Here is a 16,339-nt window from a genome sequence, read left to right on the forward strand (position 1 = left end):
GCCTCCGGCCTCCACACATCCTACGGACCCGGTGCCCACCTCAGGCGGCACGGAAACGTAGGATGCGTGGAGCGAAGCGCAACGCATCAGGACGACGTGGCGGCATCCCCCGCACCCCAACGCCACGCCCACCACCGGCTGATGCGTTACGGCCTCCGGCCTCCACACATCCTACGGACCCGGTGCCCACCTCAGGCGGCACGGAAACGTAGGATGCGTGGAGCGAAGCGCAACGCATCAGGACGACGTGGCGGCAACCCCCACCCGTCAACGCCCCAGCAAGCGCATCCACCACCAGAAGTTGACGATGCCGATCAAGGCACCGGCGACGTAGGTGAAGGCGGCGGCGGTCAGGATTCTGCGGGCGGGTCCGCGGTCTTCGCGCTTGAGGTAGCCGCCCTTGTCGAGCAGGGGCAAGGCGCGTCGGAAGCTGGCGTCTAATTCCGTCGGCAGGGTGACCAGGTGGACGACCACGCCCGAAGCCAGGGAAGCCACCGCCATGGCCAGCAGCACCAGGCCCGCACGCGGCAGGCGTAGCGCCAGCATGGCGACGGGCGCGAGCACCAGAAGCACCATGCCGAATCGCTGGAAACGCTGCATGGCCTTGACCATTTGCGTACGCCACACCAGCGGTTTGTAGCCGTCGGCGTGCTGGATGGCGTGGCCGACCTCGTGCGCGGCAATCGTCACCGCGGTCAGCGAGGCGCCGTTGAAATGCTCCGGACTGAGTCGGACGGTGCGTTCTTCGGGATCGTAATGGTCACCGCCCGAATCGGTCTGCTCGACCCCCACCTTTTCGAGCCCCAGCTGGTCGAGCAGGTGCCGCGCCAGCTCCCCGCCCGTGCCCTGGTAGCGATCGTCGGGCTTGCGATATTTCGACAGCACGCGTTTGACCCACCACTGGGGCAGGAAGACGACGACGGCGATCAGGATCAGGATGATGATGGGCATGGGGTTGGTGGATATGGCGTCTCAGCCGGAAGGTGGAGAGATTCTAGCAGCGGGGGTGACAAGGTTTCAGGCCGTAGCGTGTCGTTTCCGGTGGCGGGTGCGGCGTCGGCGTTCGGGGGTTGCCGCAACGTCGACCCGATGCGTTGCGCTTCGCTCCACGCATCCTACGTTTCCGAGCCGCCTGAGGTGGGCACCGGGTCCGTAGGATGTGTGGAGGCCGAAGGCCGTAACGCATCATTTCCGGTGGTGGGTATGTCGTCGGGGTGCGGGGGTTGCCGCCACGTTGACCTGATGCGTTGCGCTGACGCTCCACGCATCCTACGTTTCTGTGGCGCCCTTGGCTAGCACCGGGTCCGTAGGATGTGTGGAGGCCGAAGGCCGTAACGCATCATTTCCGGTGGTGAGTGATGGCGTCAGGGTGCGGGGGTTGCCGCTACGCTGACCTGATGCGTTGCGCTGCGCTCCACGCATCCTACGTTTCTGTGGTGCCCATGGCTGGCACCGGGTTCGTAGGATGTGTGGAGGCCGCAGGCCGTAACGCATCAGCCGGTGGTGGAAAGACAGCTGCGGTGTGAACTGGCTATCCGCGGCGTCCTTTGCCGACCGACCTTGATCGTGATCAACAAACGGGCCGGCGTCCTTGCCTACCATGCGCGGCAGCTGTTTATTGAAGAAGGAATTCGAACGTGTCCGATCCATACGCGGACGTGCAGGCCAGCTACGGGCGCTGCACGCGCAAGAAGGGCTTTATCACGCGCTTCTACGAGCTGTTGCTGGCCAGCGATGAACGCATGGCGCCCATGTTTTCACACACCGACTGGACCAAGCAGAACAAGGCCCTGCGCCGCGGCATCAGCATCGCGCTGACCTACGCCGGCGGCTCGAAGATCGTCGAGCGTCCGCTCAAGGAAATGGCCGACGTTCACTCGCGCAAGGGCCACGCCCCGGTGGACCCGGAGCTCTACGGCTTCTGGCGGCGCAGCCTGCTGCAGGCCGTGCGCGAACACGACGACCGCCTGACCCCCGTGCTCGAGGACAAGTGGGCCGAGGCCCTGAAAAAGACGACGGATTTCTTTGTCGAGCGGCATTAGTCGACCTGATGCGTTGCGCTGACGCTCCACGCATCCTACGTTTCCGTGCTGCCTGAGGTGGGCACCGGGTCCGTAGGATGTGTGGAGGCCGCAGGCCGTAACGCATCATTTTCGGTGGTGGTTGCGCCGTCCGCGTGTGGGGGCCGCCACCACGTCGTCCTGATGCGTTGCGCTCCGCTCCACGCATCCTACGTTTCCACGGCGTCCCGCCCCGCGGTCCGTAAACCGTAAACCGTAATCCGTAATCCGTAATCCGTGACCCGGAACCCGGAACCCGAGGCCTCCCCTGAAACCTGAACCCTGAAACCTGAAACCTGAAACCTGAAACCTTCCCCCCACCCCTTCCGATATAATCCACCCCATGACTCACTCCCCCACCCCCCGCGCCGCCTCCGGCCGGATTTTCCTGATTGTCGTCATCGCCCTGGCGGCGATCGCGACCGGCCTGGTTGTCTCCTCGGTGCTGTTCGACCGTTCGCAGGAATTGCGCGCGGCGCGGGCGTTTCCGGAGCCGCGGCCGATGCCCGAATTCGAGCTGCACGACGCTTCCGGCGAGGCGCTGACGCCCGAGGATCTGCAGGGGCAGTGGTCGCTGATGTTCTTCGGTTTCACCAATTGCCCGGATATCTGCCCCGACACCCTGGCGGTGCTGGGCGCGGCCGTCGACGACCTTGACACCATGGGTGCGACCTCCAAACCGCAGGTCGTGTTCGTCTCGGTCGACCCCGCCCGCGACGACGGCGAGGCCCTGGGCGACTACGTGCGCTGGTTCGACGAGGATTTCATCGGCGCGACCGGCAGCGAGGAAGCGCTCGAGTCGCTGACCAGCGAACTCGGCATCTACTTCGCACTCGACGAGCCCGATCCCGACTCCGGCTTCTACACCGTCGATCACTCCGCGTCGGTCATGATCATCGACCCGCAGGGCCGGATCTACGGGCGCTTCGCGCCGCCGTTCGACCGCCAGGACATCGCCGCCGACCTGTTCGCGCTGGCGCGATGAGCGCGCCGCTGTCGGTGCGGCTGCGCGTCTGGCCGCAGTACCTGCTGCCGCAGAAGCTGCTCACGGCACTGGCCTGGCGCCTGTCCTCGTGTCGCTGGCGCTGGTTCAACCAGCCCTTCATTCGCGTTTTCGTCCGGCTTTTTGGCGTGGACCTGTCCGAGGCCGAGCGCAAGCGCCCCGTGGACTACGCCTGCTTCAACGACTTCTTCACCCGGTCACTCGAACCCGCCGCCCGGCCGATCGCCGAAGAAAGTCATCGACTGGTCTGCCCCGCCGACGGCACGATCAGCCAGCTCGGCCGCCTCGACGGCGAGACCATCCTCCAGGCCAAGGGCATCGACTACACCGCCGCCGAGCTGCTGGGTTCCGCCGAGCGCGCACGGCCGTTCGAGGACGGTCACTTCATCACCGTCTACCTCGCGCCAAGGGATTACCACCGCGTCCACTCGCCGATCGCCGGGCGGGTGATCGAGGAAGTGCGCGTACCCGGGCGGCTGTTCAGCGTCTCGGCCAACACCACCCTGGCGGTGCCGCGCCTGTTCGCGCGCAACGAACGCATGGTGGCCATGCTCGAGACCGAGCACGGTCCGGTGGCGGTCGTGATGGTCGCGGCCATGCTGGTCGCCGGCATCGAGACCGTCTGGGGCGGGCCCGAAGACCGCCGCCCCGGGCCGCAAATGCAAATCCGGTCGGTCGACGGCGCCCCGCTGACCCGCGGCGGCGAACTGGGCCGTTTCCACTGGGGTTCGACCGTCATCGTGCTCACGCCGAAGGGCTTTCCCGGCTGGCTGCCCGACCATTCCGCCGGTGATCGCGTTCGCATGGGCCGGGCCTTGACCTGAGCAGCGCATCAGGTCGACTTCGTGATGGCACAATGGCACTGAACTAACCCGCAGCCAGTCCCGTCAAAGCATCCATGAACAAACTCATTGCATCCCTTTTCCTGCTCCTGACGCTGCCCCTGGCCGCGCAGGAAGCGTCCGAATCCGGCGAGTCGGCCAACGGCGACGAGAACGAGCCGCTGACCACACCCTCGCAGCGAGCATCCGAGTCCGACTACGTCGTCCTCGGCCAGCTTCACGTCTACAAGTACGAGAAGAAACGGGAGGTGCCCGTCAGCGGCCACTCCTGGTTCGACGTGCTGGTGCCCTACAAGGTCCCCATGCCGGTCGAGCGCATGAAAGTCGTCGAAGAAGGCTTTAGCGAGGGCAAGTGCTACTTCGACAACGCCGACCTGTTCGGCGAAATGCCGCGCTACCTGTTGTTCCTCAACGACGACCCCGACGGCGACGCGGGCGAAGTGCGCGGCCATCCCGACGGCTGCGCCGTACCCGTCGCGACCACCGTCGACAACCAGTACGTGGTGCTGTGGCCGATCGAAAACATGCGCTTCGAAGCCGACGCCGAGGCCCTGGTCGAGGAATTCGAGTTCCACGGCCCCGGCTCCTTCATCGATCTCAGCGACCTGGTCAGCTACCGGAGACAGGAAGAAATCGAACGCCTGCAACTGGAGCCGGCCGATGACGACCGCCGCCGGCGCGAGATCTACCGCTACACCCGCGGCATCCCCCTGAGCGTCTTCCGCTCCGAACTGATCGGCTCGGAAAACCTCACCCGCGACCGAATCCAGCGCGGCCAGTAGAACCCCTCCGACCCCGACGGGCCCCGCGTAGGATGTGTGGAGGCCGAAGGCCGTAACGCATCAATTCCGACGGTGGGAATGGCATCGGGGTTTGGGGGCTGCCGCCATGTCGTCCTGATGCGTTGCGCTGCGCTCCACGCATCCTACGTTTGCGTGGTGCCCATGGCCGGCACCGGGTCCGTAGGATGTGTGGAGGCCGAAGGCCGTAACGCATCAATCCCGGCGGTGGGTTCGTCGTAGGCGTGCGGGGGCCGCCGCCACGTCGACCTGATGCGTTGCGCTTCCGCTCCACGCATCCTACGTTTGCGTGGTGCCCGCGACCGGCACCGGGTCCGTAGGATGTGTGGAGGCCGAAGGCCGTAACGCATCAATCCCGGCGGTGGGTTCGTCGTAGGCGTGCGGGGGCCGCCGCCACGTCGTCCTGATGCGTTGCGCTCCGCTCCGCGCATCCTACGGCTCTGCGGTCCCTTATCCGTAAACCGTAAACCGTAAACCGGAAACCGTAAACCGTAAACCGGAAACCGGAAACCGGAAACCGAAAACCGAAAACCGAAAACCGAAAACCGAAAACCGAATCCCCCGTTTCGGTGTCATACTTGCCCGTGAGAGCCGGCCGGACAGTCGCTGTGCCTTCAGGCATGGAGGAAAGTCCGGGCTTCACAGGGCAGGGTGCCAGGTAACGCCTGGGCGGTCCGCAAGGGCCGACGGAAAGTGCCGCAGAAAACATACCGCCGATGGTCGGCAACGACACAGGCAAGGGTGAAAAGGTGCGGTAAGAGCGCACCGCGCGGCTGGCAACAGTCGTGGCAGGGTAAACCCCACCCGAAGCAAGGCCAAATAGGGGTGCTATGGCGTGGCCCGCGCTGCACCCGGGTAGGCTGCTAGAGGCGGCTGGCGACAGCCGTCCCAGATGAATGACTGTCCAAGACAGAACCCGGCTTACAGGCCGGCTCTCACTATTTTTCGGCGGGCGGTGCGCCATTTTTGTGGAGGTGGCGCGGATGTGGTGTTGCCTGTGGCAGGCGGTGGGGATGAAGGGTTCAGGTTTCAGGGTTCAGGTTTCAGGAAGAGATGAATAGACGGGTTCCGGGTTCCGGAAGAAAACGGCGTTTGCAGGTCGGGGTTGCATCCCCGACGGACGAGGTAGAGAGCCGGTACACGCGTAGCTCACAGGTATCCAGAACCGAAATGTCGTCTTGTTTTCCGGAAACCGGAAACCGTTATCTTGTCCCTGAAACCTGAAACCTGAAACCTGAACCCTGAAACCTGAAACCTGAAACCTTGTTCCCATGTCCCTCGAACCCCTAATCCGCCAAGCCGCAGCCAACATGGAAGCAGCCGGCCTGTTCTTCGGCCACGGCACCGACAACGCCCTCGACGAGGCCTGCTGGGCCGCGTCGCACGCGTTCGGCCTGCCGCCGGATTTCGGGGACGAGGATCTGCTCAAGCAAGTGACGGACGATGAGCGCGCCCGTTTCGACGCGCTCATCGCCGAGCGCATCGCAACGCGCAAGCCGCTGGCCTACCTGATCGGCGAAGCCTGGTTCGCCGGCCTGCCGTTCGAGGTCGACGAAAACGTGCTGGTGCCGCGTTCGCCGCTGGCCGAGTTGATCGTCGAGGGATTCGCGCCCTGGGTGGAACCGGCGCGCGTGCGGCGCGTGCTGGATGTTGGCACCGGCTCGGGCTGCCTGGCCATCGCCACGGCCCTGCAACTGCCCGATGCGATGGTTGATGCCGTCGACATCAGTCCCGAAGCGCTTGCCCTGGCGCGGCGCAACGCCCGGCGTCAAGACGTATCCGACCGCGTGGAAGTGATCGAGTCCGATCTCCTGGATGCCGTGCAGGGCCGCCGCTACGACGTGCTCCTCGCCAACCCGCCCTACGTGCCCACCGCCTCGATGGCCGAGTTGCCCGCCGAATACCGCTGGGAGCCGGCCCTGGGCCTGGAAGCCGGCGAAGACGGCCTCGACCTGGTCCGCCGCCTGCTCGATACCGCGGCCGGGCACCTGGAGGCCGATGGCGTTCTGATCCTGGAAGTCGGCGAAGCCGCCGAGTCGCTCGAGTCGCTGCTGCTGGAGCGCGGCATCGAATTCACCTGGCTCGAATTCGAGCACGGCGGAGACGGCGTGGCCCTGATCGAAGCCAGCCAATTGCCGTAACGCATCAATCCGGCGGTGGGGATGGCGTTGGGGTGTGGGGGTTGCCGATACCTTGACCTGATGCGTTGCGCTTACGCTCCACGCATCCTACGTTTGCGCGGTGCCCGCGGCCGGCACCGTGGTCGTAGGATGTGTGGAGGCCGAAGGCCGCAACGCATCAATTCCGGCGGTGGTTTCGTCGTAGGCGCGTGGGGGCCGCCGCCATGTCGTCCTGATGCGTTGCGCTTACGCTCCACGCATCCTACGTTTGCGCGGTGCCCGCGGCTGGCACCGGGGTCGTAGGATGCGTGGAGGCCTTAGGCCGTAACGCATCAGCCGGCGGTGGTTTCGTCGTTGGCGCGTGGGGGCCGCCGCCACGTTGACCTGATGCGTTGCGCTTGCGCTCCACGCATCCTACGTTTGTTTGGTGCCCGTGGCTGGCACCGGGGTCGTAGGATGTGTGGAGGCCGCAGGCCGTAACGCATCAATTCCGGCGGTGGGTTCGTCGTAGGCGTGTGGGGGCCGCCGCCACGTTGACCTGATGCGTTGCGCTTGCGCTCCACGCATCCTACGTTTGCGTGGTGACCATGGCCGGCACCGGGTCCGTAGGATGTGTGGAGGCCGGAGGCCGTAACGCATCATTTCCGGTGGTGGGTATGCCGTCGGCGTGTGGGGGTTGCCGATACGTTGACCTGATGCGTTGCGCTTACGCTCCACGCATCCTACGTTTCCACGGCGCCCGTGGCGTGCAGCCGAGTCGTAGGATGTGTGGAGGCCGAAGGCCGTAACGCATCGGCCGGTGGTGGGCGTGGCGTTTTGGGGTGCGGGGGTTGCTGCCACGTCGTCCTGATGCGTTGCGCTTGCGCTCCACGCATCCTACGTTTCCATGGCGCCCGTAGCGTGGTGCGGAATCGTAGGATGTGTGGAGGCCTTAGGCCGTAACGCATCAGCCGGTGGCGGGCGTGGCGTTGGGGTGCGGGGGTTGCTGCCACGTTGACCTGATGCGTTGCGCTTACGCTCCACGCATCCTACGTTTGCGTGGTGCCCATGGCCGGCACCGGGGTCGTAGGATGTGTGGAGGCCGCAGGCCGTAACGCATCAATTCCGGCGGTGGGTATGTCGCCGGCGTGTGGGAGTTGCCGCTACGTTGCCCTGATGCGTTGCGCTTACGCTCCACACATCCTACGTTTGTGCGGTGCCCGCGGCCGGCACCGTAAACCGTAAACCGTAAACCGTACCCCGGAACCCGTACCCCGGAACCCGTACCCCGTACCCCGGAACCCGAAACCCGAAACCCGAAACCCTCGCTCCCGAGCCCCGAGCCCCGAGCCCCGAGCCCCGAGCCCCGAGCCCCGAGCCCCGAGCCCCGAGCCCCGAGCCCTACCGCAAAAGCGCCCCGACATAAAACGCCAAAACCACCTGCGTCCCGGGGATATGCCAGCTGAAATCGCCCAGGGCGACGAGGCACAGGGCGGTGAGGCCGGCGCAGAGGGCGATGCGTTCGGTGTTCATGCGGAAGCGGCGCAGGAGGCGCCAGGCGACGGCGGCGAGGAGGAGCAGGCCGGCGAGGCCCATCTCCACGCCCCATTGCAGGAGGTCGTTGTGGGCGTAGTCGTACCAGCCGCCGATGTCGCCGGGCTGGTATTGCTTGAACACGGCCTCGAAGCCGCCCAGGCCGACGCCGTGGATCCACCACGCGATCGGGAACTCGGTCAGCATGATGCGGAACACTTCCAGCCGCGATTCCTCGCCCGTTGTGGCCAGCAACCGCTCGGCCAGGGGCGTGAGGCCGTACCAGGTGGCGGCGATCAGGGCGGCGAGGGCAGCGATGTAGGCCGGCCAGGCCGAGGCGCCGTGGATCAGTCGGCGGTGGCGGCCCCACAGCAACAGCGCCAGCAGAACGCCGAACACGCCGGCCGCTGCGCCCAGGCGCGAGCCGCTGCCGAGCATGGCCGCCCCCAGGATCGCGCCGCACAGCACCGAGCCGCTCACGCGCAGTTCCACGGGCAGCCGGCCCAGGCCCGGCACGCCGCGCACGAACCAGATGCCGACCGCCAGCGGCCAGGTCAGCGCCAGGTAGGCGCCGAACAGGTTGCGGTTGGAATAGCTGCCGTGGACCCAGTCGGGGTTGTTGCGTTCCCAGATGCCGAAGATGGTCTCCGCACCGCCTGCGTGCGAGAGCACGCCGTAGAGCGCCTGGAACAGCGCCGAGGCGACGATGGCCAGCAGCACCCAGCCGCGCAGCTGCCCGGGCAGGCTGCGGCCGAGCCAGGCGACGGCGAACAGGGCGGAGAACGCCGCCCAGCCGCGCAGGGTCGCGCCGGGGTCGGGCGACCAGTGTTGCGGTGAAACCGGCGACTGCGTCCAGAACTCGTCCGGGTAGGGCCCGAGCAGGCCGGCGAGCAGGCTCGAAGGCCAGACCTGGAGCAGCACCAGCAGCGTCAGGATGCCCCCGAACACCAGCCAGGGCATCGACGGCCGCGGAATATCGCCGGCCAGAACCGGCAGCAGCAGCGCGCCATGCCCGATCAGCACCAGCACCAGCAGCGTGGCGGTCAGGGTCTCGGGCGTGCGATGGCCCATCATCAGGGGCAGGACAAGCACGGCCGCTGCCAGCAGGGCGGCCGAGAGCCGTTGCGGCAGGGTCAGCGCTTTCTGAACACGAACCCGGCGGCCCGAGGAATCAGTACTCGATGGCCGCAATTCGGAACTGTTCGTGTTCATTCATTTCGATCCTGTAGAGAACCTGGCGGGTGGAGTGCACATCGGGCCGGTCGGCGTAGTCGACCTGCAGGTCGAACCGCGCCACCGCGGTCCAGTGGTTGTCGGCCCGCGAGATGTCCATGATGTCGAGCGCCAGTCGTCGGCGCTCGGAGTTGTCGAACAGCCAGCCGTAGTTGCTCCGGAACCACGACCGGCCGCTGTGCTTGTTCTCGCGCGGTTCGGCGGTGAAGTGGTCGAGAAAGTCGTCCAGCCAGCCGTTCTCGAAGCTGGTGCGGTAGCCGGCCAGCAGCCTTTCGATATGCCGGCGGCTGTGCTCGCCGACCTCGTCGCTGGCTTCGGTCGCCGTGGTCGCCGGCGCCGAGACGCTCGCGACCATTGGTTCGGGTTCGGCGATGGGTGTTCGGGCCGGCTGCTCCGGCGCGGGCTTTGGTTCGGTCGCGGCAACCTCGCTTTCCTGCCGCGGCGCTTCTTCGGCGGGCGTTTCGGCGCTGGCATCGGGTGTCGGCGCCGCAGCCGTGCTCGCGGCCTTATCGTCGGTGGGGGATGATTCCGCGGGCGGTTCCGCAACCGCTACCGATTCATCCTCTTCGCCGCCCGGGGCCTCACGGCTTTCCGGGGCTTGCGGCCGTGCCGGCTCAGCGGCGGCGACTTGCTCGGCCGCGGCGATCTCAGGGTCAGACGCGTCACCGGATTCCGCCTCCGGCGCTTGCGACTCATCGGGCGTCGGCGGCGCCTCTTCCTGCGCGTCGGCCAAGGGATTGGCGACCCCGGCCAGGGTTTGTTCCGCGGTGTCGCCAATGGTTTCCGCCCAGGCGGCCAGCTCGAGCAGGCTGGCCTCCGGCGTGGGTTCGGCCGCCGCGTCGGGTTCCGGGGTGTTTTCCTCGGTGCCCGCCTCGCGTAAGGGGGCGATCGGCCTGCGCTCCCGGTCGAACCCGGTGGCGCGCTCGGCGCGCGAGCGCTCCCAGCTGGGCCGGATCGGCGCGACGGGCTCGGGCAGCGAATGCGCCAGCTCCGGGCGCGTGTCGCTTTCGGGCGCGGGTTCTTCCGAGTCGTCGTCCCCGGGTGGTGCAGCCACCGGCTGAACCGTCGGCTCGACCACCGCCGGCGCATCGGCCGTCGTCTCCGGCGACTGGATGGCCCGGTAGGGCTTGTAGGCCAGGTAGGCGTAGAGCACCGGCACCAGGCAGACGATGACCAGGCCGATCAGGATCCGCTGCTGAAGGTTCTCGATGCCCAGCAGCCAGGTTCTCAGGCTCGATAGCAGCCCGGGGCCCGAAGTGGGTGTGAGCCGGGCCGAGCGCCTGGCGCCCGGCCAGCGCTTGTTCGCCGCAGGCCGAGACATCGGCTGGCCCTGCTCCGGTGCAGCCCCAGCCGCGCCCGCTTCCGGCGGCTGGCCCTTGCGAAAGCGGGCGTAGGACTGGTGGATGGCCTGGGAGCGCGGCGTCAGCCATTCGGCGTGATCCGGGTAGGCGTCGGGATGATACGCCTTCATCAAGCGCCGATAGCGCGCGCGCCGCAGGTCATCGGCGAGCCCGGCTTCCAGGTGCGCGCCGGCCAGGTCCAGGCGGTCGATGTCGAAAAGCTGGAAATCGAGCTGGTCGTAGACGGCGATGCGCCGCCGCGGATGTTCGAGCGCGTGGCCGAGGCGGCTGGCCAGCGCGTCGCCGTCGTGCCGGTCGCTGCCCGACAGCCAGGCGAGCACGGTGTCGAGCTCGGCGGCGCTCAGGCGCTGCTCGCTGCCGTCGAGCAGGCGTTCGACCAGTTGCTCAATGCCCGGGCGCTTGTCGTTCATGGTGACGGCGTCTCCCGACAGTCGGTGGCTTGCTCGTTGTCGCCGGCGCCGGGGTCGCAGTCACCGGCGAGCAGGTCGCGTGCGCGAGTGAAGGCTGAAGAAGCCGACGTCGCACGGGTCGAGGGTAGCAAACGAACGGTGTCGAGTCCCGCCAGTTCGACCCGCCCCTCGATAAAGCGGTCGAAGTTGTCGGTGCTGTCGCGGCGCAGCCTGAACACCACGCTCTGATCCGGCGCGTGGGTGGCGAAATCGATCTCGAAGGGCGTCCAGCCGAAGTCCGGGGCGGGTACGTCGACGCGCTCGCGCGTGCGATGGTCTTCGCTGCGCGTGTCCAGCCACAGGTAGGGCAGGGCGCGCGTTGTCAGGTCCTCGGCCCGCCACCAGCCTCGAAGCCGGTACTGCCCGGGGCGGGCGACGGGGAATCGCACTGCCGGGGTAGTCAGGCGCAGGTTGTGTTCACCGGAAAATGAAACGCGCAGGGCGTTTGGTGTTTTGGTGGTCGTGTTGGCCAGAGAGGTTCTTTCCAGGTTTGCGCCTTTGGGCATGCGCAGCGACCAGCCGAAGGCCGGGAGGACGTTCACGGGGTAGTCGAAATCTCCCGCCGGCACCTGACCGGGCTCGTAGTCGGGGTCAACCGCTGCCCAGGCCTGCATCGCGCGCGTGGGCTGCTGGCGCAGGGCCAGGTAGGTGTAGTCGGCAAAGGCCGGTTCGCCGGCGGCGATGGCGTCGGGGCCGTGTTGTTCGATCAGGCGGTGCCAGACGGCCTCGGCCAGGGGCATGGAGCCGGTGCGCCGGGCATGGTTCATGGCCTGTTCGAGGTAGGGCTTGCCTTCCGGCAGTACGTTCTCGAGCAACCGGGCGGGGTCCGGGCTCCAGCGCGAGCCGATGAACAGGGCCTGGCCGGTCGCGCGGGGATTGACCGCCAGCAGCAGGCGCAGCTGGCGAAACACCAGATCGGCGCGGCCGGTGCTCTGCGCCAGGTTGGCGGCCTGCCAGCGCACCTCGCGGTTGCGCGGCTGCACGGAGATGGCCGTTGCCAGCAGATCGGCCAGCCGGGATTCGTCCGCGCCGTCGGAGAAGGCCATGCGCGAGAACAACAGCCAGCGCCAGGGGTCGAGGGGATAGCGCCCGAGCTGCCACTCGAGCGCCGACCTGGCGTCCTGGCGTTCCAGCCGCCAGCGCGATTCAAGCAGGCGGGCACCGTCGCGCGCGGCCAGCCCGCCCCAGGGCTGGGTGGCTTGCAGGTAAAGCAGGGATTGCGCTGGTGCCTCGCGGTCAAGCCAGCGCAGGTGGGCGAACTCCGACCCGGCGATCCAGGCCGCAATCAGGGCCGGCACCACCAGCACCAGCCCCGGGCTTTGGAGCGCGGCGAATTTCGCCCCTCGGGCTGCGCGGGCCTCGGTCACGAGCGAAGCCTAGGACGCCGACGAACTGCCCAGCTTGGGAGCGTCCTCGGCCGGCTCCTCCTCGGCCTCGTAGTTGTAGTAGTACGAGGAGTAGTAGGCGTATTCCGGGCTGTCGAGGTCGACACCGTTGAGCACCACGCCCAGCACCGGCGCCTTGACCTGGGCCAGGCGCTTCATGGCGACGCGGAAGTTCTCCTTGCCGGTCCTCGCCGCGCGGGCAACCACCACGACGCCGTCGACCTGGCGCGCCAGGATCATCGAGTCGGCCAGGCCCAGGGTGGGCGGGGCGTCCATGATGATGTAGTCGAAAGCGCGGCGACAGCTGTCGAGCACCTTGGCCAGGCGCTCGGAACTGAGCATTTCGGCCGGGCTCGGCGTGGCACTGCCCGAGGGCATGATGAACATGTCGGGCACGTGCGTGGCGTGAATGGCCGAATGGTCGCGCCCTTCGTTGTCGCTCAGCGCGATGCGGTTGGTCAGCCCCGGCGAGCGGAACAGGTTGAAATCGCGGTGGATGCGCGGCTTGCGCAGGTCGGCGTCGATCAGCAGCACGCGCGAGCCGTTCTGCGCCAGCACCGTGGCCAGGTTGACCGCCGTGGTGGTCTTGCCTTCGCCCATGCCCGAACTGGTCAGCATGATGGTTCGCGGCAGGCCCTCGGGCGTGGAGAACATCAGGCTGGTTCGAAGCGAGCGGAAGGCTTCCGAAACGGACGAGTTGGGGTGCACCGCGCTGTAGTGGCTGACGATGCGCTCGTTGTCGCGCGCTTTCTTGTCCGAATCCGATTCCTTCTGGCGCAGCTTGACCAGCGGAACCATGCCCAGCACCGGCCGGTCGACCAGGCGCTCGATGTCCTCGACCCGGCGAATGGAGCTGTCGAGGAACTCCAGCACCAGGGCCAGGCCGACGCCGGCCATCAGTCCGATCACGAGCGCCATGGCCAGGTTGCGCGGCACGTTCGGCTTGAACGGCGCCCCGGCGGCCATGGCTTCCTCGATCAGGGTGATGTTGTTTTCCTGGATGCCGGAAGCCACGCCGATTTCCTTCATGCGCTGCAGCAGGCCGTCATAGAGTTCGCGGTTGGTCTCGAATTCTCGCTGCAGGATGTTATACTGCACGGCCTGTTCGTTGAGCGCGAGCATTCGGCTTTCGCGCTCGTCGATCGCCTCGTCCAGCGATTCGGCCTGCGCCTGCAGGTTCTCGTAGCGGCCGAGAATGCCCTCGACCATTTGTTCCTTCTCGGCCGCCAGCTCGGCTTCGAGTCGCTCGATTCGATTGAGTACTTCCTGAACCTCGGGGTAGGAGTCCTGGAAGCGCTGGCTCAATTCGGCGTATTCGCTGCGTGCCTCGACCAGGCGGTCTTCGAGCTGGTCGACCGACTCGCTGTTGACGATCGGGTCGAGATGCTCCGTTCGTCCTTGCTCGATCAGGTTCTTCCAGCTCTCGAGCTGGACGAGTTCCTCGTCGATCTCGTTCTTGCGGTCGCTGAAGCGGTCGATGGCGGAGCGCGCCCGGTCAAGCAGGTCTTCGAGGTCGGCCACATTCTTGTCACGGGCAAAATCCATCAGCGCCTGGTCGGCTCGCTCGAGCTGAATGCGCATGTCCTGAAGCTGCTCCTGCAGGAACTCGCGCGCTTCGCTGCCGGAATCGTAGCGGCGCTGCATGGTCATCTGCCGATAGTTCTCGACGACCGCGTTCGCCAGTTGTTGTGCAAGCTGGGGATCAAAGGCGCGGACACTGACATCGACCAGGCGGGATTCCTCGACACGCTGCACTGAGATGCGCGAGCGCAGTGCATTCGCTGCCCGCCGGATCTTCGCTTCATCCTGTTGTTCTGCCGAAGGGGTGCTGCGTTCGACGCCCTCGCCGGGTCCATCGCCGCCGGGCAGGATGGCGCGGGTTACCGTGCGAAACAGCGAGCGGATTTCACCCATCACGCTGCGCTGACGAACCTGGCCGAGCAGCTCGGGCTGGTCCTGAAGCTGCTCTTGCCGGATGACCTGTTCGGCCAGGGCGCCGCTTTTGAGAATCTCGAACTGCGTGCTGTAGAAGATGCTGGTTGCATTCCAGCCCTGCTGCTCGGGCGCGAAATCCTGGTAGTTGAGAATCCGGGAGCTTTCGGGGTTGATCTCGATACGCGCCGACGAACGATACTCGGGGACCATCAACAGCGAAGACAGCAGTGCCGCGGTCACGACGATCGCGACCACACCGATCACGGTCCACTTGCGCTTGACCAGGATGCGCCAGTACTCGCGCAGGTCGATGGTTTCGTCGTCGTCAACGCGTCCCTGGACGGACGGGTCGTATACCGCCATTTGCTGGCCGGACTGACCCACGGGCTGCAGGTGGTGCGGCTGTTCGTTGTCCCTGTTGTCGCTCATGCCATTTCCGTGTCAGTCCGCCTTGCGGGCACTCTCGATCTGCTCTGCCGGGCGTGTTCTGCTGAAATATTGTTCAGTCCGTTTGGTTCAAAGTGGCCTGAAGCCCAGGAGCGCGAACGGCCGAAATATCTTGACGAAGGTGGACAGTCCGGATCGAAATGCGCCTGAATCGACGATCACGATATCGCCGTTCCTCAGCGAAACGTCCTCGTCCGGATTGTCTCGAATGTCGTTGTAGGCCAGATCGGTGCTTTCCCAGGCCCCGTTTTCATCCCGCCTGAGAACCTGGATGTCGGATTTGTTGGCTTCGAATGCGAGTCCGCCAGCTTCCGAGAGTATCTTGAGTACGGTACTGTCTGCTCGCTGCCGGTAAGCGCCAGGTTTTTCCACTGCACCCTCGACATAGACGTAACCTCCGCGCGGGACATTGATCATCGCACCCTCACCGAGTACCAAATTGTATTCGTCGGTGTCGCGCATCAGCTCTTCAACGTCAATGATCAGGGTCCGCGTTCCAAGCTGCCCCGATTCGGGATCGCGAACGCGATCTGTCAAGTAGATGCTGCTGCCGGCCTCGCCACTGATGCCGCCGGCAAGGGCCAGTGCTTCGATCAGCGTTGTCTGCCGGCTGACCGAGTAAACTTTTGGATTCGATACGGCCCCGATAACGGTGAATTGCTGGCTGCGATACTCGGTGACTTCGGCCGAAACCCGGGGGTTGCGAAGGTATTCTTCGCTGTAAGCTTCGGCGATGACGCTTTCGACTTCACTTAGCGTGAGTCCGGATATCGCGACCTCACCGACGAGCGGCATGAGAATCTTTCCGGCGCCATTGACGCGGTACTCGCGGGAGAGGTCCTCGACGCCAAAGATGTCGACCCGGACTCTGTCTTCAGGGCCAATACGGTAGACCCGATCCGCCGAGCCTTCGACGGCCTTCATCATCAGTTCATCATTGATATCGCTGACCCGTTCCTGGGTCGCGACTTGCTGTTGGAACTCTTCCAGGGACTCGCCGGACTCGCCCTGGCCGCCACTGGTTGCGCAGCCGCCCAACAAGAAAATACTGGCTAAGGCCAGCGAATAGAGAAACTTATGCATCTTTCCCGTTGCGTCCATCCAACCTGTGTGTGGCGCAGGGTCCCCCAAAAACAACGAACCCCCCGAAGATGTTGGCCCGATCACGCCGGCATTCGGAGCCGGCGCGTCG

General features: G+C 66.1%; 11 protein-coding genes and 1 other RNA gene. 6 read left to right on the top strand and 6 right to left on the bottom strand.

All coding sequences use genetic code 11. The features are described from left to right. Positions 1-267: 267 nt before the first annotated feature. Entirely contained in the window at positions 268-951 is a 684-nt protein-coding gene (locus tag ACDC67_RS14695; RefSeq protein ID WP_376694351.1) for a zinc metallopeptidase, read from the bottom strand. 686 nt (positions 952-1,637) lie between these two features. Here ACDC67_RS14695 and ACDC67_RS14700 point away from each other — a divergent pair. From ACDC67_RS14700 to prmB, 6 genes are all read left to right on the top strand, one after another. Further along, positions 1,638-2,042 carry a globin gene (locus ACDC67_RS14700; protein WP_376694353.1) on the top strand — a complete coding sequence of 135 codons (405 nt, stop codon included), beginning with the start codon at positions 1,638-1,640 and terminating at the stop codon, positions 2,040-2,042. A gap of 361 nt (positions 2,043-2,403) precedes the next feature. Next, complete coding sequence (locus ACDC67_RS14705) at positions 2,404-3,045, top strand: SCO family protein (protein WP_376694354.1); 642 nt, start codon at positions 2,404-2,406, stop codon at positions 3,043-3,045. Further along, positions 3,042-3,887: an archaetidylserine decarboxylase gene (asd, locus tag ACDC67_RS14710; RefSeq protein ID WP_376694356.1), complete on the top strand. Its 846-nt coding sequence runs from the start codon at positions 3,042-3,044 to the stop codon at positions 3,885-3,887. The genes ACDC67_RS14705 and asd overlap by 4 nt, the downstream gene beginning before the upstream one ends. Before the next feature lie 74 nt (positions 3,888-3,961). Beyond that, positions 3,962-4,687 carry a hypothetical protein gene (locus tag ACDC67_RS14715; RefSeq protein ID WP_376694358.1) on the top strand — a complete coding sequence of 242 codons (726 nt, stop codon included), beginning with the start codon at positions 3,962-3,964 and terminating at the stop codon, positions 4,685-4,687. A gap of 605 nt (positions 4,688-5,292) precedes the next feature. Next, positions 5,293-5,645, top strand: an RNA gene (rnpB, locus tag ACDC67_RS14720) — RNase P RNA component class A. A 331-nt stretch (positions 5,646-5,976) separates the two neighbouring features. After that, a complete protein-coding gene (prmB, locus tag ACDC67_RS14725; protein ID WP_376694359.1) occupies positions 5,977-6,846 on the top strand; it encodes a 50S ribosomal protein L3 N(5)-glutamine methyltransferase in 870 nt (289 codons plus the stop codon). Between the two features lie 1,359 nt (positions 6,847-8,205). Here prmB and ACDC67_RS14730 read toward each other — a convergent pair. From ACDC67_RS14730 to ACDC67_RS14750, 5 genes are all read right to left on the bottom strand, one after another. After that, a complete protein-coding gene (locus ACDC67_RS14730) occupies positions 8,206-9,549 on the bottom strand; it encodes an O-antigen ligase family protein (protein WP_376694361.1) in 1,344 nt (447 codons plus the stop codon). Beyond that, positions 9,509-11,341 carry a J domain-containing protein gene (locus tag ACDC67_RS14735; RefSeq protein ID WP_376694362.1) on the bottom strand — a complete coding sequence of 611 codons (1,833 nt, stop codon included), beginning with the start codon at positions 11,339-11,341 and terminating at the stop codon, positions 9,509-9,511. The genes ACDC67_RS14730 and ACDC67_RS14735 overlap by 41 nt, the downstream gene beginning before the upstream one ends. After that, a complete protein-coding gene (locus ACDC67_RS14740) occupies positions 11,338-12,747 on the bottom strand; it encodes a hypothetical protein (protein WP_376694363.1) in 1,410 nt (469 codons plus the stop codon). Before ACDC67_RS14740 ends, ACDC67_RS14735 begins: the two co-directional genes overlap by 4 nt. A 9-nt stretch (positions 12,748-12,756) precedes the next feature. After that, on the bottom strand, positions 12,757-15,129 hold the full coding sequence (locus ACDC67_RS14745) for a GumC family protein (RefSeq protein WP_376694364.1): 2,373 nt from the start codon (positions 15,127-15,129) through the stop codon (positions 12,757-12,759). An 87-nt stretch (positions 15,130-15,216) separates the two neighbouring features. Then, a complete protein-coding gene (locus ACDC67_RS14750; RefSeq protein ID WP_376694366.1) occupies positions 15,217-16,230 on the bottom strand; it encodes a polysaccharide biosynthesis/export family protein in 1,014 nt (337 codons plus the stop codon). Positions 16,231-16,339 lie beyond the last annotated feature (109 nt).

This window comes from Wenzhouxiangella indolica, from assembly GCF_042310355.1.
GTDB lineage: Bacteria > Pseudomonadota > Gammaproteobacteria > Xanthomonadales > Wenzhouxiangellaceae > Wenzhouxiangella.